At 45.5% G+C, this 18236-nt stretch carries 12 protein-coding genes; 5 read left to right on the top strand and 7 right to left on the bottom strand.

Annotation, left to right across the window (positions count from 1 at the left end):
• The first annotated feature begins 38 nt into the window (after nt 1-38).
• Together D0T51_RS07505 and D0T51_RS07500 are read left to right on the top strand one after the other, a co-directional pair.
• A complete protein-coding gene (locus D0T51_RS07505) occupies nt 39-1778 on the top strand; it encodes a RagB/SusD family nutrient uptake outer membrane protein (RefSeq protein WP_163727393.1) in 1740 nt (579 codons plus the stop codon).
• 113 nt (nt 1779-1891) lie between these two features.
• Complete coding sequence (locus D0T51_RS07500) at nt 1892-2653, top strand: glycerophosphodiester phosphodiesterase family protein (protein ID WP_163727390.1); 762 nt, start codon at nt 1892-1894, stop codon at nt 2651-2653.
• Nucleotides 2654-2699: 46 nt separating this feature from the next.
• Here the strand turns inward: D0T51_RS07500 and D0T51_RS07495 are convergent, their stop codons facing one another.
• The 4 genes from D0T51_RS07495 to D0T51_RS07480 form a co-directional block, all read right to left on the bottom strand.
• The gene (locus D0T51_RS07495) at nt 2700-3281 is read right to left on the bottom strand and encodes a uracil-DNA glycosylase family protein (RefSeq protein ID WP_163727387.1); all 582 of its coding nucleotides are present in this window, start codon (nt 3279-3281) and stop codon (nt 2700-2702) included.
• Nucleotides 3278-3916, bottom strand: a complete 639-nt coding sequence (locus D0T51_RS07490) for a hypothetical protein (RefSeq protein ID WP_163727385.1) — start codon at nt 3914-3916, stop codon at nt 3278-3280. The genes D0T51_RS07495 and D0T51_RS07490 overlap by 4 nt, the downstream gene beginning before the upstream one ends.
• Nucleotides 3917-3983: 67 nt before the next feature.
• Nucleotides 3984-4814 carry an N-acetylmuramic acid 6-phosphate etherase gene (gene murQ, locus D0T51_RS07485; protein WP_163727383.1) on the bottom strand — a complete coding sequence of 277 codons (831 nt, stop codon included), beginning with the start codon at nt 4812-4814 and terminating at the stop codon, nt 3984-3986.
• Between the two features lie 9 nt (nt 4815-4823).
• Nucleotides 4824-5657: an ATPase gene (locus D0T51_RS07480; protein WP_163727380.1), complete on the bottom strand. Its 834-nt coding sequence runs from the start codon at nt 5655-5657 to the stop codon at nt 4824-4826.
• A 153-nt stretch (nt 5658-5810) separates the two neighbouring features.
• Between D0T51_RS07480 and D0T51_RS07475 the strand changes: the two genes are divergently transcribed.
• On the top strand, nt 5811-6458 hold the full coding sequence (locus tag D0T51_RS07475) for a DUF5715 family protein (RefSeq protein ID WP_163727377.1): 648 nt from the start codon (nt 5811-5813) through the stop codon (nt 6456-6458).
• A 225-nt stretch (nt 6459-6683) separates the two neighbouring features.
• On the opposite strand, the gene D0T51_RS07470 is transcribed toward D0T51_RS07475, so the two are convergent.
• A complete protein-coding gene (locus D0T51_RS07470) occupies nt 6684-9389 on the bottom strand; it encodes a PAS domain-containing hybrid sensor histidine kinase/response regulator (protein WP_163727374.1) in 2706 nt (901 codons plus the stop codon).
• A gap of 219 nt (nt 9390-9608) precedes the next feature.
• Between D0T51_RS07470 and galB the strand changes: the two genes are divergently transcribed.
• Nucleotides 9609-12113, top strand: a complete 2505-nt coding sequence (gene galB / locus D0T51_RS07465; protein WP_163727371.1) for a beta-galactosidase GalB — start codon at nt 9609-9611, stop codon at nt 12111-12113.
• Nucleotides 12114-12115: 2 nt separating this feature from the next.
• Here galB and D0T51_RS07460 read toward each other — a convergent pair whose 3' ends face one another.
• Together D0T51_RS07460 and tsaD are read right to left on the bottom strand one after the other, a co-directional pair.
• Complete coding sequence (locus D0T51_RS07460) at nt 12116-12625, bottom strand: CinA family protein (RefSeq protein ID WP_163727370.1); 510 nt, start codon at nt 12623-12625, stop codon at nt 12116-12118.
• A 5-nt stretch (nt 12626-12630) separates the two neighbouring features.
• Nucleotides 12631-13650 carry a tRNA (adenosine(37)-N6)-threonylcarbamoyltransferase complex transferase subunit TsaD gene (gene tsaD / locus D0T51_RS07455; RefSeq protein WP_163727368.1) on the bottom strand — a complete coding sequence of 340 codons (1020 nt, stop codon included), beginning with the start codon at nt 13648-13650 and terminating at the stop codon, nt 12631-12633.
• Between the two features lie 137 nt (nt 13651-13787).
• Between tsaD and D0T51_RS07450 the strand changes: the two genes are divergently transcribed.
• A complete protein-coding gene (locus D0T51_RS07450) occupies nt 13788-18218 on the top strand; it encodes a translocation/assembly module TamB domain-containing protein (protein WP_163727366.1) in 4431 nt (1476 codons plus the stop codon).
• The last annotated feature ends 18 nt before the right edge of the window (nt 18219-18236 follow it).

The following is an 18236-nucleotide window of genomic DNA, read 5'->3' as shown; positions in this document are numbered from 1 at the left end:
ATTTTATACAACATGATTTATATAAAAATTAGAATAAGATGAAAAAATATATATTTTTAATATCGTTACTCATAACGTCCTTCTCTTTCCAGTCTTGTGACGATATGTTGGATCAATATCCGAAAGACAAAGTTTCACCGGAGACTTTCTTCTCTACCGAGAATGAACTGAAGTTATATACCAATTCCTTGTTGTTCCTCTTTCCGGCAACCAGCCTATATACAGAAGGAGCCGACAACATTGTCAAACAAGGATTAGAAGACGAAATTGCCGGAATACGGGATGCCTCAACCGGATCCGGATGGACATGGACCAACCTGCGCAAGGTAAACTTCTTTCTGGACAATTCTTATAAATGTCCGGATGCCAAAGTGCGTGCGAAATACGACGGTATTGCTCGTTTCTTCCGTGCTTATTTCTATTTCGATATGGTGAAACGCTTCGGCGATGTGCCTTGGTATTCACACGTTTTTGGAGAAACAGACCAGGAACAACTTTATAAAAAACGGGACTCTCGTATCCTGGTGATGGATTCCATGTTGGTGGATATAAACTATGCAATCGCAAATCTGGGAACAACCAAAAAGTTAAACGAAGTAACCAAATGGACCGCATTAGCATTGAAAAGCCGCTTCTGCCTGTTTGAAGGCACTTATCGCAAGTATCATGGCATCTCCGGATGGGAAAAATTCATAGACGAATCGATCTCCGCCAGTGAAGCTCTCGTTGCAGGGAAAGCCTATTCCATCTATACAACAGGTGGAAAAGAGGTGGCTTACCGGGATTTGTTTGCAAGCATCAACGCCAATGCGCAGGAAGTCATTACCGCCCGTGGGTACAGTGCCGAATTACAGATTTTCCATAACTGCAATTATTATACACTTACCTCTTCTTACGGACAACCCGGACTGGAGAAACAATTAATCGAATCCTATCTGATGGCCGACGGCAGTCGTTTTACAGACATCAAAGATTATGATAAGATGTTCTATGCCGACGAAATGAAGAACAGAGATCCCCGCTTGTACCAAACAGTACGCGGACCGGGTTATACACGCGTAAACAGCACCACTCCCGAAGTGCCTCAATTCGGATATACCGTAACGGGCTACCAACCGATTAAATATGTATGTGCCAAAGAATACGATATGTATAACAAGAACGAAAACGACCTTATCATTTATCGGTATGCAGAAGTATTATTAAACCTGGCCGAGGCCAAAGCTGAAAAAGGAACACTGACACAAGGTGACATTGACATTACGATCAAACTCTTGCGCGACCGCGTAGGTATGCCCAACCTGAATATGGCAGAGGCCAATGCCAAACCCGATCCTTTTATGGAAGCACAATATCCGCTTGTTTCGGGAGCCAACAAAGGGGTCATCCTGGAGATCAGACGGGAACGCCGAGTCGAACTGGTAATGGAAAATCTCCGTTATTACGATATGATGCGTTGGAAAGCCGGCAAACAATTCGAACGTCAGTTTAAGGGTATCTATATCCCCGGCCCCGGATTCTATGATATGGATGGAGACGGTAAAAACGACCTCTGCATACATGAAAAAGGGAAGAAACCATCCGACTTACAGGGAGCATCCCAAGTATTAGAGATCGGCACCAACATCATTCTCGAAAAGGGAAATTATGGAAATATCGTGATCAATCCGAATATCAAGAAAAAGTGGAATGAGAACAGAGATTATTTATTCCCTATACCTATCACCGAAGTCATCATGAATCCGGACCTGGCACAAAACCCGGGTTGGGAAATGTAAACAGAGAATAGATCTAAACCCAAAGAAGTAAGGAGCAAAAACTCCTTACTTCTTTTAGAATTCAGGTAATTCTTCCCTATATTTATCGCTTTATCACATAAACACGTACACATATGAAAAAGACAATTCTTTTACTCCTCCTTTTTAGCATTTATCTCAGTCACGGAAAAGCACAAACCCAAGCCATTGCTCACCGGGGATTCTGGAAAACCGAAGGCTCTGCCCAAAACACCTTGGCGGCTTTACAAAAAGCCCATGAGATAGGAATATATGGTTCCGAATTTGATGTCTGGCTGACTGCCGACGGAGTACCTGTCGTGAACCACGACGATTCGATACCGGGTTTCAATGTACAAAAATCGACCCTGGCACAACTGCGCACCGTAACACTTGCCAATGGGGAGAAGATACCAACACTGGAAGAATACCTGAAATTAGGGAAAAAGCTACCTCAGACGCAATTAGTCCTGGAGATCAAAAGCCACCGACGCCTTTTCGACGAAGACCGCCTGGTACGCAAAGTGGTCGACATGGTAAAATTGTTCGACCTCGAAGAGCGGGTCGATTATATCGCATTCAGCATGAACGTATGCAAAGAATTGAAACATCTCTGTCCGCAGGCGACTGTCGTTTATCTGAACGGAGACCTTAGTCCTCAAGAATTAAAAGAGGCCGGCTTCAGCGGATTGGATTACCGGTTCAACGTACTCCAGAAGAACCCCGGATGGATAAAAGAGGCCAAAGAATTGGGGTTGACAACAAACGTATGGACTGTAAACACGGAAGAGATGATGTCTTTCTTCATTAACGAAGGAGTCGATTTTATCACTACCGACAATCCCGCACTCCTCAAATCCTTATTAGAGAAAAAATAACTCCTACAGGAACAGCCCTTCTTCTTCACTCTTTACGCCAAGAGGCTTATATCATCTTCAATGTCTCAAACATCGTACGGTAGACAGACGCCTTTTTATCCAATGCCAAAGGATAAGCGCGGGAAGAAGAAGGCATCCTGAAAAGTTTAATCGTACGACCGGCCAATATACATTCGGTGAAAGAACCGATCACTGGCTCTTCTGCCTGGGGTACGACCGACAAAAGGGTATCCATGGCCTTCTGCCCGGTCACAACGATAGCCTCACAAACAGGAATTTGCTGTAAAACGGCCAAGGGATCGAAAGGGGTTACCACCTCCAGGAATTTGTCGGAGGCATTCGCTTTCTGACGGATAACCTCCACGGCAGTATCTCCCAGTCCGATTCCTTTTTCCATACAAAAAGCGACTGCCTTCTCTTTACTATAGGCTTTGGGCGACTGCAGGAAATAATCTTTATCCATATAAAAAAGTAAACCGAATATCTTCCACATATCATTGATGATATTCGGATAATAAAAATCCATCGACCAGCGCTGCCGGGGCGGAGGAAAACTACCCAACATCAATAGTTTTGTGCAAGGGGGCAAAAAGAAACCCAACGGATGTTTTTCTATCGACTCACTCATTTATCCGCTTTTCGGTCTCGTTTGGCATCTTCTTTGGCCAATAAGACCACGTTGTATACAAAGTCGATGATCCATTGTTCAGAATAACCTAAGGTCTCTGCATATTTACGGATGCTCCAGGCGGCCTTTTGATCGCTGACTTCTTTCCATTCCGATTTACTCATGATCTCATGAATCGTTTTTTCTGTTTGGCTATACAACAACTTCTTCACCAACATAGAAAAACGGAACTTCCATTTCATCAGATTTTCCAACAGTGAGAACAAACTGCTACAGAAGCCCTGGAATTGAAAGAAATAAGATTGTACCTGTTGCTGTGATTTACAGTTTTTCTTTATCGAAGCATCGATCTCTTTGAAGAATGTTTCAGACAAGCCATAATCCTGCATCAATACTTTACGTACCCGCGACTTCTCCGCCAGTCCGGGTTTATTGTTTTGGGTCGGGATTTTCAACATGCGTTTGAAAAGACCCAGGTCAGGCAACATATTCAGGTTGGTTATACCCAGGTTGACAGCCATAACAGCTTGATAATACACGCGTATCAACGACACAAACTCTTCCACGGATCGTTGGTCGGCACCTATTGATTCCTCCCTCTCCTTTTTTCCGAATAATTTGGAAAATAGATTCATCTTTCTTTGTTTTATTATGATTTCAGGGAGACAAAGATAATAAAACTTAATTGCTCTCGGATAGGGTTTACTGATTTAATCGCCATTGACGCGGGAAAGAGTCGATCGCTTCCTGTACCGATCCATGCAACAATAAGAGCTGCCTGGCCTGCTCATAGTCGAGCTGCAGCTCCTCCATCAACATACGGGCTCCCCGGTCGATCAATTTCTGATTGGTGAGTTGCATATTCACCATCCGGTTTCCTTTGACACGTCCCAATTGTATCATCGTTGCAGTAGAGATCATATTTAAGACCATCTTTTGTGCGGTGCCGCTTTTCATCCGTGTGCTCCCGGTGACAAACTCCGGTCCCACGACCGGTTCAATCGCTATATCGGCTTCCCGGGCCATCGGTGAAGAAGGATTGCAAGCAATAGATGCTGTCAGGATGCCTTGTTTGCGCGCTGTCCGAAGCACTCCTATCACATACGGGGTCGTACCCGAAGCGGCAATACCCACCACAACGTCCTTCGGACTAATATGGTAAGATTCAAGTTCTTGCCAGGCCTTTTCCATATCGTCTTCTGCGGATTCGACCGGGTTACGCAAGGCTTTGTCCCCACCGGCAATACATCCGATGACAAAGGTATTGGCAACGCCGAAGGTAGGAGGTATTTCCGAGGCATCCAAAACACCCAAGCGACCGCTTGTCCCCGCCCCTACATAAAACAGCCGCCCGCCCTGTTTCATGCGTTCGACAATGCCTTTTACCAAACGTTCGATTTGGGGGATTTCTTTTTGTACGGCGAAGGCTACTTTCTGATCCTCCCGGTTGATATTCTGCAAAAGTTCTTGCACCGACATCTCCTCCAGTCTATCGTACAAAGAGGCACTTTCTGTTATTTTCTGATATTCCATCCTCCGTGATTATACATGATAATTGATCAGCCCCTCTATGGGAGATTGCACGATGATACCGGGAAGCATGTCTTCCGAAAGAATGGCCTCCCGCAATACAGCCTGGTAAAAATGAGCAATAGAACCGATGAAATGAATAGGGTATTTATCGGATCCTTTGTATGGTTTTACATTCCGCTGCAAAAAAGCCTTAAAGCCATTGTAGACAAGGGCATGCAAAGAGGGCTCGGTTATATTCTCCAACAAAAAGCCGGAAAGCACCGCCAGGAAACGATTCGGGAAAGGCTGACGGTATACCCGCTCCAAGATCGTTTCGGTAGTCAATCCATATTGCTCCATAAACTTCTCAATGATATGTTCCGGCAATTGTTTTTTCAGACAATCACTGACCAACTGTTTGCCCAAAACAGCCCCACTGCCTTCATCACCCAGGATAAATCCCAAAGCAGGGGTATGTTCAACGATCTCAACACCGTCATACAAACAAGAGTTCGAGCCTGTCCCTAAGATACAAGCAATACCGGGATACTTGCCACACAATGCCCGGGCTGCTCCCATCAAATCGCTATATACCTCTACCGGAGCATGTAATGCCTCTGAAAGAAACTGAGAAAGGATCTGATTCTTCTCCGGAAATGCACATCCCGCTCCATAAAAGTATACCGCATCCAACCGTTCTTCTTTTATCTGAGGAAAAAGAGAAACACTCAACTCTTCTATTATTTCTTCTATTGTCTGGAAATAAGGATTGGCTCCGGCGGTGACTATCTGTCGAATCCCAACTCCTTGTTCTGCCAGACACCAATGGGTTTTCGTAGAACCACTATCTGCAATTAATATCATACATTGAAAGATTAAAGCGACCTCCCCGGGTATTCCCAAAGGATACATGTTTATTCGTTCCTACAAAAGTAATATTATTCTACCAAGGAACGCCGTGCTGTTTGAAGCATTTATTTAAATTCTTACTTTTGTCACCGGAATAGAAAAAAAGAGATGGGAAGAGCGCACACAAACAAAGTTATATGTATCGTATTAGTGGTTATGATTTCTTTTGCCTCATGCAAAGAAAAGCGAGGCGAACTCAAACGGATCTGGTATACGGGCAGTTACAACCGGGATTTCAATGACCTGAACGACCTGCATATAGGCGCTGCCACAACAATCGGAATCCGGCCGGTCTCCTCCCGCGAAGAGGCCAAACGAGCCTCTCAAAAGATGGTGGAGATAAAAACCAATGACTTGTACGAAGTAGAAGAATTAAAACATTCCATCCCTTTCCTCGTGCCACAGGCTGCAACCCTCTTAGAGGATATTGGCAAAAACTTCCAGGATTCACTCTACAACCACAATGCCTCCCTCTATAAAATAAAAGTAACAAGCGTCACCCGTACGGCAGACGACATCCACAATCTGAAGAAACGGAATGTCAACTCTACCACCCATTCGGCACATCTCTATGGTACGACCTTCGATATTTCCTGGGTTCGTTACACCAAGATAGACGAAAAAGACACCTTGCATATCCAAGAAGACCAACTTAAAATGGTACTAGCCATGGTATTGCGCGACCTACGCAAGGCTGACCGGTGTTATATCAAACACGAACGCAAACAAGGTTGTTTCCATATCACCGCCCGGTAAAAAAACACAAACAGACAAACCCTACAGAATATCTCTGTAAGTGGAAGGAAAAACAGTGTTTGGTGTATCTCAAGATGCGGAGAAATAAAAGTGTCGATAGTCGTCGACACTTGTGCTGATAATTGTCGACACTTGTGCCGATATATATCGGCAATTGTGCTGACATACGTCGGCAATTTTATTTATCCCCGTGAAACAAGGGAATTATCCGTAAAAAAAGAAGTATTATATACAAGTTTGACAAGGCAGGGTGAACCAGAAGGTGGTTCCTTCGCCTTCTTTCGATTCGGCACCGATCTCGCCTCCCAATTGCTGCACAATGACTTTGCAAAGCGATAAGCCCAATCCTGTTCCTTGAGAGAAAGGATTCAGTTGCACAAAACGGCCAAAGACTTTTTCCAATTGCTCCGGCGAGATACCACTGCCCGTATCAGAGACATAAAAATACAACTCGCCTTCCTTTTCCTGTTTATAACCGAAACGAATGCTTCCTTGCGAGGTAAACTTAACCGCATTGGATAAAAGATTGGAAAACACCTGATTCAAGCGGGTCTTCTCCGTATGTATAGAACAGTCCGGAAGCCAGTTGTCGAACACCACCTTCACGCCGGAAGCCGCCCTGTCGCGGATCGCCTCCAACTGTTCATTCAACAACGCATTTATATCCACATCCGTATACTGATATTCCATCGTGCCGGCTTCCATCTTGGAAAGGTCTAAAATGTCACTGACCAATTGCAACAAAAGGGTGTTATTCTTCTCTATGATACGGATATACTCCTGTTTTTCATTCTCGTCCTCTGTCGAAATCAGGATATTGGAGAAGCCAACAATGGCATTCAACGGGGTACGGATCTCATGACTCATATTGGCCAGGAAAGCCGATTTCAGTCGGTTTGATTCTTCGGCTTTGTGTTTGGCATCGCGCAGTTCCTGTTCGATATTTTTCCTGTCGGTAATATTGAGTGAAGAACCGACCAGGGAAAGCGGACGGCCTTTTTCATCTTTTTTCTCCACCGTGGCATGCACCTCTACCCAGTCCCACGTCGGCTGCCCCTCGCTCACAGTAGCAATCCTATATTCATTCTTCACGACATCGACCTTACCGGTTATCAGGTCTTTGTATCGTTCTGCCACAAGCTTTTTATCCTCTTCATGAATGCGAGACAGGTAGTCTTCCTGCGGCATCAGTATGTGTTTTTCTTCTTTTATTTCTCCAGCGATCGCTTGAAGACGGTCATTCACATCACACAAAATCATTTGCGTCTGCAGATCCCATTTCCAGGGAGTGATATTGGCAATATCCAGAGACATGGAGAGTTTATTGTTTACCGTTTGCAGAAGACGTTGCGTTTTATATAATTCCGTCGTATCAGCGAAAAAGACATCCATGCAACCGGGGGTGCTGGAGGCGGAAATAATCACACTGAAATAGCGGTCCGAATCTTTATTATAATAAGAGAAGTTACCCTTTTCATTCTTATCTTTCAATAAGGTTTTATAAATCTCCACCAGATCGGGAAGTATCTCCGGATAGGTCTCGCTGCCTCTTTTGCCCACGATTTGTTCGCGAGGCACCCATTGTTCTTCAAAGCTGGGATTAATATCAGTAACGATGTAATCGACAGGCTCCCCTGCTTCATCGAATACTAATTGTTCTTGTTGGTAACCAATGGGCATATTGTTAAACAAATCACCATATTTCTCCAATAATTTAAGTTCTTTGTCCTGCATCTTACGCGTTTTAAAAAGCAAAATAAGGCGAGTAAAAAGAATGCTCAGGAACAGGATGATAGCCAAGCCCAGGATAAGCTTCTTATTTCTTTCCAGAAAACTCAGGGGACGGTTGTACAGATAGGTATTCGAAGGGATGACAGCCAAGGGAATATGATGGTTTAACATCGCCAGGTAGTTGAAGGTCGGAATCGGTTCGGGGGTATGAATGATCCCAGGGGTTTGTTCCCCGTTAATAATCTTTTCCATGGCCTGCAAAGTGGTCTCCATCACCTGTTCCGCACGTGTATAACTGCCTCCCAGCATACCACTCTCTTTCAGGCCGACATCATTTATCGTAAAGATGGGAGAATTCACATACAAACTGAATATACGGTACGCATTGGTTTGCAGGTAAAGATCTTTGTCTCCTGTTAAATCATTATTGAACCAGGTAAAATAGAGAAAACCATCCTTAGGGTGGGCTTGGCGGAATTTACGGATCAAGGCGTCGGTCGTCAGATTATCCGGCAACAGCGTTTCCATCTCCCATTCCGGGTAGTTCTTTTTCACTATTTCCTGTATATCCTCTTGGTTTTGGGCACTTATATAACGGGCATCCGCCACAAACACCAATTTATTCATCTGCGGAAGCATTTCTTTCATAAGAGCAAGCGTTCCTTGAATATCAAAAGGATTTAATACAACATGCAGGTTTTTACGGGTAGCAGTAAGGGAGGCGAAAGAGATGCGTTCTTTTTCCGGTATGGCTTTGCGTTCCAGGTAATAATGAGCCGGGCCTGTATATTCCTGCCGGGCTAATACCAACGTAGGTATGTCCTGTCCCCAATAGGCATCTATGTCTTTCTCTAAAAAGCCATACATATCAGATTCGAAGAGCATCAGGTAAGCCGGTGCCTTGGCATATTGGGTAAACAGCTTCTTTTTGAATGCCGTTATTTCTTCTTCCGTCGTCATGCCCAGGCCATACATATATTCTACCCGCACCTCCAGGTCGGGATGCCTGCGACTCAACTCTTCACTTAAAGGAGGAATAAGCATATGCCCCCAGGCGCAGGTTTCTGCATCCGGGTTAAGCATCAATATATAATCGGAGGACGGGGCACCATCCACCGATTCATTGGCAGACAGAGCGAAAGGGAACAGGGTCATTAAAGCAATAAACAGAGAATACCCCTTATATAGAATCAGGTTCACACACTTCATTATAAACAAACTATGGCATTAAAACTAAAGACTTACGACGCTATCCTGACAAATAAATGACTTGTCTATATAGGCAAACATAAACATTTTCAGCTTATATACAGAAACAAACAAACAGGTAAATTGTTCGGCCAAAACATTTCATTATCATGCAATTTAATTATTTTTGTTGATTCTGTCGTATAATCTCTTTGTCTAAAATAGAAAAATATGAAAAAAACGGTTCTTTATCTACTCACAATCCTATTCGCATTGTGTCCTTTATTTTCTTTTGCACAAGTCCGCCAGGTGTTTTCTTTAGAGAAAAACTGGAAATTCACCCGGGAGGATCAACCGGAATTTACTCTTGCTACTTACAATGACAAGGACTGGGAATCGGTAACGGTTCCCCACGACTGGGCGATCTATGGTCCTTTCAGTCCTTATAATGATTTGCAGGAAGTGGCCATCCAACAAGACGGACAAACCCAAGCCCAGGCACATGCCGGACGCACGGGCGGACTGCCTTTTGTCGGTGTCGGCTGGTATCGCACGACTTTAGACTTATCAGAGTTTACTGCTGGCAAGCGGGTAAGCCTTCTCTTTGACGGAGCGATGAGCCAGGCCAATGTCTATGTGAACGGACAGAAAGTAGGATATTGGCCTTATGGCTACAATGCCTTTCATTTTGACATCACAGCCTATGTCAAACCGGGAAAAGAAAATCTCTTGGCTGTACGTTTAGAGAATCTGCCGGAGTCCTCCCGTTGGTATCCGGGAGCCGGACTCTATCGCCATGTGCATCTGATCCTTACGGAAGAGGCGCATATTCCCGTCTGGGGCACACAGATCACCACCCCGCAGGTGAATACGGCGTTTGCACGGGTGAACCTTAAAACAAAAATCCATCGTCCGGACAATACCGAGGCCGCGCAATACAGCCTCGTAACCGAGATATGGAATCCCAACGGGACACGTATTCTTGAAACACGCTCCCAGTTATCCTCTTTCGATGCGGACTGTTTCTCGCAGGAAGCCATCATTCAGACGCCACGCCTGTGGTCGCCTCGTTATCCCGAGTTGTACAAGGCGGTTTCACGTTTGTACGATGGAGAGACATTGAAAGATGAATACAGTACTACCTTTGGCATTCGTTCCATCGAGATTGTACCGGATAAAGGCTTCTTCCTCAATGGAGAAAAAATAATGTTTAAAGGGGTATGTAACCACCATGACCTGGGTCCTTTGGGTGCGGCAGTCAACGAGGCGGCTATCCGGCGCCAGATCCGTATCCTCAAAGAAATGGGTTGTAATGCCATCCGTACCTCGCATAATATGCCGGCACCCGAGCTTGTCAGAGCTTGCGACGAGATGGGGATGATGGTGATGGTAGAGAGTTTTGATGAATGGAAAACGCCCAAATGTAAAAACGGATATAACCTTTTCTTTGACGAATGGGCTGAAAAAGACATGGTCCATTTGCTCCATCATTTCCGTAACAATCCCAGTGTGGTGATGTGGTGTATCGGCAATGAAGTACCCGACCAATATACCGAAGGAGGAAATAAACTGGCCCGTTACCTACAGGATATATGCCACCGGGAAGACCCTACCCGTCCGGTAACAAACGGACTGGATCAGGGACAAACGGTCATAAACAACAACTTCGCTGCCACCATGGATGTTGTCGGCTTCAACTACCGCCTGCCTGTATACCAGGAAGCATATAAAAAACTGCCTCAACAGATACTTTTGGGAAGCGAAACGGTTTCTACAGTGAGTTCAAGAGGTGTATACAAATTCCCTATCGAAAGAAAAGCTATGGTCAAATACGACGACCACCAAAGCAGCGGATACGACCTGGAACATTGCAGTTGGTCTAACCTGCCCGAGGATGATTTTATCCACCAGGAAGACCTACCTTACTGTATCGGGGAATTTGTGTGGACAGGCTTTGACTACCTGGGAGAACCGACACCTTATTATACCGACTGGCCCAGCCACAGCTCCCTCTTTGGCATTATCGACCTGGCGGGTATACCCAAAGATCGGTATTACCTGTATCGCAGCCATTGGAATAAAACCGAACGCACATTGCATATACTACCGCATTGGACCTGGCCGGGACGTGAGGGAGAGACTACACCCGTCTTCGTTTATACCAACTGGCCGACAGCCGAATTGTTTATCAATGGGAAAAGCCAGGGAAAACGTACCAAGGATTTGTCTGTTCAATTAGATGCCAGCGGCAGCAAAGAAGCACTGGCTTCCCTGGAACGACAAAAGCGGTATCGCCTGATGTGGATGGAAACAGTCTATGAACCGGGCACGTTAAAAGTAGTAGCCTACGACAAAGAGGGTAATGCCGTAGCAGAAGAAGAAATTCATACAGCCGGCAAGCCGCACCATATTGAGTTGACAGCGGATCGTACCCGCTTACAGGCTGACGGCAAAGACCTTTCTTTTATCCATGTGCGGGTCGTGGATAAACAAGGAAACCTCTGCCCGGATGCGGCACACAAAATAAAATTCCAGGTACGCGGAGCAGGCTCTTTCCGGGCGGCTGCCAATGGGGATCCGACAAACCTGGAGCTTTTCCATCTGCCGCAAATGTCTCTGTTCAAAGGAGAACTGACTGCGATTGTGCAAACCTCCGAGAAACCGGGAGTTATTCTATTTGAAGCGTCTGCACCCGGCGTAAGGAGCGCGAAGATTGAATTGATAAACGAAGAGTGATATCAACTGTTTGAAGAGAGCAAGTCGCCCAACAGTGTGAGGGCTTTCTCGGCAGATTGCCGGATGACTTCTGCCCGGTCTCCCTCAAAATGACAAGATAGAACCTTTACCTTGTCAGGGGTAGCGGCGGCAATGTAAACGGTGCCTACCGGCTTTCCGGGTGTTCCTCCACCCGGACCGGCAATGCCCGAAGTAGCTACTGCACAATCGCAGCCCAACACCGATAGGGCGCCCGACACCATCTGTTCGACAACCGGATGACTCACGGCACCGAATCGGTCCAAATCCCGGATAGAAACACCCAGGACATGGCTTTTGACCGCATTACTGTAGGAGACTATACCCCCGGCAAAATAACGGGAGCTGCCCGGAAGCGAAGTGATCATACTTGCGATACGCCCGCCCGTGCAACTCTCAGCTGTGCCTAACATATATCCCTTGGCCAGTAAGAGCTGCCCTATTTGTTCCTCCAGGGAAGGAAGCGGTGCACCGGAAGTGTTCGAATTGTTCATATTTTTCAAATAACAACACGTGAAAAGGGAACAGCATCTATCGGACAAAAATCCTTATCCAGGTATTTATAATAACCTGTGATAGCAACCATCGCCGCATTATCGGTAGTAAAGGCAAACTTCGGTATATACACCTTCCAACCATATCGTCTGGCATGATCCTGGAAAGCATCCCGCAAGCCGGAGTTTGCCGAGACACCACCTGCTACCGCGACCTCTTTGATGCCTAGGTCTTTTGCCGCCTTACGCAGTTTATGCATCAGGATATCTACCACCGTAGCCTGCAAAGAGGCACAAAGATCTTTTTGGTTCTTCTCTATAAAATCCGGATCTTCTTTCAAACGATCTCTCAACGTATATAAAAAAGAAGTCTTTAATCCGCTAAAACTATAATCATAACCTGCTACTTGGGGTTTGCTGAAGGTAAAGGCTGTCGGATCCCCTTCATTGGCCAGCCGGTTTACGACCGGACCACCGGGATATCCCAATCCCATCACCTTGGCACATTTGTCGAAAGCCTCCCCGGCTGCATCATCGATGGTCTGCCCGATGACTTCCATCTCATTGTAGCTCTTCACTTTTATGATCTGAGAGTTTCCACCCGAAACAAGCAGGCAAAGGAAAGGGAAAGAAGGATGCGTAGTATCATCCGGGCTTTCTTTGATAAAATGTGCCAATACATGTGCCTGCAAATGATTCACATCGATCATAGGTATATCCAGGGAAAGGGCCAATCCTTTAGCAAAAGAAGTGCCCACCAAAAGAGAACCCATCAACCCCGGTCCGCGGGTGAATGCTACGGCTGTCAATTCCGACTTATCTATCCCCGCCTGTTTGATGGCTTCCGCTACAACAGGGATGATATTCTGCTGGTGCGCCCGTGAGGCCAACTCGGGCACGACCCCTCCGTAAGCCTCATGCACAGCCTGTCCGGCGATCACATTCGACAACATCACCCCATCCCGGATAACAGATGCGGATGTATCATCACAGGAAGACTCTATCCCTAATATCGTAATATGCATATATTCTCCTTTTTTTCTGCAAATTAACGAAATCTATTGCGATAATGTTGTAGTTTTGTATATAAAATTCGAAAGCCATTAGAGGACTCAAATACATAATCATTACTCTGCTTACTGTATTTTGGATAGTTTATGCCTTGCCTGCTATTTTGGTGAATATCCCGTATGTTCAGCATAAAATGACGCAGATCACTACCGATGAATTATCCGAATACCTGGGTGTACCCGTTCAAATAGAACATATCGGGCTCAAATGGTTCAACCGCCTGGTCCTTGAAGGCGTACACCTGGACGATCCCACCGGAGAGCCTTTATTGGAAGCCAGCCATATCTCCGCCGGCTTTGAGTTCATACCTTTTCTGAAAGGCAAGTTGGTTTTCTCGACTGTCCGGCTATTTGGTTTTTCCTTGAACCTGAAAAAGGAAAATCCGAAAGCCGACCTAAACCTGCAATTCCTGATAGATGCCTTCTCCCAGAAAGACACATTGGACAAAAAAACGCCCAACCTCGACCTGCGGTTCAACTCTATCCTCCTGAGAAAAGGCGAACTCCGGTATAATGTGACGAGCGAACGAACGAGCCCGGGCAAATTCAACGCCAAACATATCCATATTGATAACCTGAATGCCAACATCTCTCTCAAAGCATTCAACAAAGACAGCCTGAATGCCCATATCAAAAAACTAAGCTTCGACGAAGCCTCCGGTTTTACTCTGGAGAAACTGTCCATGAACATTGTCGGAAGCAGAGACAGTGCATCTATCGATCATTTTGAAATACAACTGCCTCAGACTAAGCTGAAAATAGACCGAGCCACTATGAACCTGTCAAAGGTTGAGGGACTCACAAGTTTCCTCAATGATGCTGCCGTGGAATTATCTATCGCTCCTTCGCAAATCGGATTAAAAGACCTCGCACCTTTCATTCCGGCGTTTAGCCATTTTACTGAAACAGTTGAACTCTCCGCCGAAGCCTCCGGATATATCAACAGCATTCATCTGAAAAGATTAACGGTACAACAAAAAAACCAGATGCAGTTTAACGGGCGAATGGAACTCAAAGGCATCACACAGCCTGGTGAGACCTATATATTCGGACAGGTAAATCGTATGTTTATCACCTCCGAAGGACTGGAAAATCTGATTAATAACTTCAATGAACAAACACGCAAGCTGCCGGAACAGCTTGCTCATTTGGGTACAATCAACTTTAGTGGAGAGATTTCCGGATTCTTTGACAACCTGGTGGCCTTCGGTGAACTCTCTTCTTCTATCGGTAATATACAGACCGATATGATATTCGGAAGGAACAAAGAAAAGAATATCGACGCCTACCTCAAAGGCCATGTCTCCACCTCCAACTTACGCATCAACGAATTATTTCCTCAAGATACCCTCTTTGGCAATGCCCGCTTCTCGTTGACCTTAGATGCTATCCGCCCGGTAAAAGGAGATTTCTCTGGAAACATTAAGGGGAATATCGACGAGATCGATTTCAAAGGATATAAATATGAGAATATCCTGTTAGCAGGCAATGTGCAGAAGAGTGGGTTTGACGGCATCATACAGATGGACGACCCGAACGGGAAACTGCAAATGGAAGGAATGTTCAAACACGAAGGAGCCAATTCAGTCTTTAACTTTACAGCCGATGTGCAGCACCTTCGCCCGGATAGGCTCAACCTGACAGATACATACGAATCCCCCGACATCTCTTTCTCTCTCAAAGCCGATTTCACCGGAGATAATATCGATAACCTGGCAGGGAGTATACACTTAGACAGTCTTTCGTTTCAAACGCTGCCCAATGCGTTTTTCCTGAACAAACTGGAAATAGCCGCTTCGGGACATCATACAGACCGTCGCTTGACAATCACTTCCGATATACTGAACGGAGAAGTTGCCGGTGCCTATTCCTTCGAAACCATTCTGCCAAGTATGGTCAATACCTTTGAAGCTTATCTTCCTTCCCTGATTAAAACAACCCAAAAGAAGAAGCCAACCAAAGAGAATAACTTCTCCGTGCTCTTTGCCATAGAAAATACGGAGTCGCTTTCTAATACGTTGAAACTGCCCTTTACGATTATCAACCAAGCACGTATCACGGGACATTACAACAACCGCTACGATAAATTCAGGCTACAGGCCTGGCTTCCTCAGTTCAAAGTCGGACAGTCGGCTTTGGAATCCGGATATATCTCTATAGAAAACCCCAAAGAGAAAGTCAATCTGGAGCTTGCCGCCGTGCTTTATAACGACAAAGGATTACGAAACCGCTTTAACCTGAAAGCAGATGCCGGCCAAGACCAGCTCAATACTTTTATCCAATGGGCCAATAATAAGGAGCAAGAGTTCAAAGCCGATCTATCTGCCTCTGCCTTGTTTATCGAAGAGAAAACAGAAGGCAAGAAACCGACACTGCGGACAGAGATATCCATCCACCAAAGCCCTGTCGTCATCAACGACTCTCTATGGAACGTAGAACCAGCCTCCATCACCATTCAAAAAGGGAAAATAGACATTGACAATTTCATTGTCGCCCATGATGAACAATACTTACATATTGACGGAGCCATCTCTCCCGAAGTACAGGATACGCTCATTCTCGATATGCAACAGATAGAGCTGAGTTATATCTTTGAAACCCTCGCTATCCCGGTCTTACAGTTTGGTGGAGAAGCGACTGGTACTTTTGTCCTCAATGATTTATACCACAGCCGCATCATGAATACGGAAGAATTTGTTGTGCAGGACTTCTCCTTCAACCAGGTAGACTTAGGCAGGTTAAGCTTGTACAGTGAATGGGACGACGAACAACGGGGCATCCTCTTGGTAGGTTCCATTTATAAAAACGATAGCACCTGGACAGATGTGAATGGACATATCTTTCCGGTGAAACCCAATGAAGGCCTTTCTTTGCATTTCGATGCCAACGATATCGATATCTCCTTTTTACATCCTTTCCTTAACAATGTAGCGAAAGACATTCGGGGACGGGGATTCGGACATGTACACCTGTACGGCCCATTTAAAGAGTTAACAGCAGAAGGAAATGCTTATGTGGAAGACGGAGGACTGGGCATCGATTTCCTCAACACCTATTATACCTTCTCCGATTCCGTCTACCTGGAGCCGGCCACTATCCGACTGACAGATGTCTCCGTCTATGACAAATTCGGAAACAAAGGAAAGGTAAGCCTGGCATTCAACCATACCTACTTTCATGATTACGATTTCCGGGCTGACATTCAAGCCACGAACCTGTTGGTATATGACCAGTCGGAAAAGAACAGCCCGATGATATATGGAACAGTATTCGGCAGTGGTACCGGATCAATCGTCGGCAATGAGAATGTCATCGACTTTGACATGAACGTAAGGAGTGGTCCGAAAACTTCCGTAGGTTTTAACTTTATGACCAGCTCGGCCTCCTCCGAATATGACTTTATTACCTTTATAGACAAAAGCCAATTAAGTGCACATACCGATTCTTTGTCGACCGACTCCCTCAAGACAAGGCATCTCCTGCCCGCCGACAGCGGTGCCGAGATCCGGATGAATTTTCTTGTCGACGTCACACCGGACGCAACAATAGAACTAATCATGGACCCCTCCGCAGGAGACAAGATCAAAGGAAAAGCCAGTGGCAGTTTACAAGTTCAATACGGTACAAAAACAGACTACAGGATGTATGGCGGAGTAAACATTGTAGAAGGGGCCTATAACTTCAGCTTGCAACAGATCATTCATAAAGATTTCAAGATACGGGATGGAAGCACGATTAATTTTCAAGGCGACCCTTACAACGCCCAGATGAATGTAGATGCCATCTACAGCCTGACAGCCAACCTGTCGGATCTGGATGAAGTCATCGCCAAAGAGTCGGACCGGACCAACGTACCAGTGAACTGCATACTCAAACTCGATGGTATGTTGCGCAACCCAACCATCTCTTTTGACATCGAACTACCCAACTCGAACGAAGAATTGGAACGCCAGGTGAGAAGCTTCATTGACACGGAAGATGTGATGAGTTTGCAGATTGTCTACCTCTTGGTCCTGAACAAATTTTATACGCCCGAATACTCCACGAATACCTACCGTACAAACGACCTGAACGCAGTCGCCTCGTCCGCTATATCCACCCAATTGACAAACCTGATGAACACTTTTACCGACAAAGTACAGATAGGAACCAATATCCGTACGGCCCAGGATTGGACAAAAGATGATACGGAGGTTGAGATGTTGCTCTCCAGCCAGTTATTAGACAACCGACTGATATTCAACGGAAACTTCGGCTACCGCAACAGCCAGGCACTGGAAAAGAATGTGTTCATCGGAGAGTTCGACCTGGAATACAAATTAACGCCCAGCGGCGAAATCCGCCTGAAAGCCTATAACCATGCCAATGATATGTATCATTACCTAAGACAATCCCTGACAACCCAGGGCGTGGGCATTATGTTCAAGAAAGACTTTACCTATCTTTCCGATTTCTTCCGACGCAAAAAAAAGATTATTCTTACCCCTCCCACTCCACAGAAATTAACGATTGACAATCCGTAGAGATGAGTGATGAGTAGT

The sequence above is a fragment of the Parabacteroides sp. 52 genome (assembly GCF_010500925.1).
Classification (GTDB): domain Bacteria; phylum Bacteroidota; class Bacteroidia; order Bacteroidales; family Tannerellaceae; genus QVMG01.
Note: the sequence above shows the minus strand (reverse complement) of the source record. Positions and strands in the feature narration are given on the sequence as shown.

Coding starts and splice junctions, on each gene's coding strand:
- D0T51_RS07505 (WP_163727393.1), top strand. CDS start 39: ATGAAAAAATATATATTTTTAATATCGTTACTCATAACGTCCTTCTCT.
- D0T51_RS07500 (WP_163727390.1), top strand. CDS start 1,892: ATGAAAAAGACAATTCTTTTACTCCTCCTTTTTAGCATTTATCTCAGT.
- D0T51_RS07495 (WP_163727387.1), bottom strand. CDS start 3,281: ATGAGTGAGTCGATAGAAAAACATCCGTTGGGTTTCTTTTTGCCCCCT.
- D0T51_RS07490 (WP_163727385.1), bottom strand. CDS start 3,916: ATGAATCTATTTTCCAAATTATTCGGAAAAAAGGAGAGGGAGGAATCA.
- murQ (WP_163727383.1), bottom strand. CDS start 4,814: ATGGAATATCAGAAAATAACAGAAAGTGCCTCTTTGTACGATAGACTG.
- D0T51_RS07480 (WP_163727380.1), bottom strand. CDS start 5,657: ATGATATTAATTGCAGATAGTGGTTCTACGAAAACCCATTGGTGTCTG.
- D0T51_RS07475 (WP_163727377.1), top strand. CDS start 5,811: ATGGGAAGAGCGCACACAAACAAAGTTATATGTATCGTATTAGTGGTT.
- galB (WP_163727371.1), top strand. CDS start 9,609: ATGAAAAAAACGGTTCTTTATCTACTCACAATCCTATTCGCATTGTGT.
- D0T51_RS07460 (WP_163727370.1), bottom strand. CDS start 12,625: ATGAACAATTCGAACACTTCCGGTGCACCGCTTCCTTCCCTGGAGGAA.
- tsaD (WP_163727368.1), bottom strand. CDS start 13,650: ATGCATATTACGATATTAGGGATAGAGTCTTCCTGTGATGATACATCC.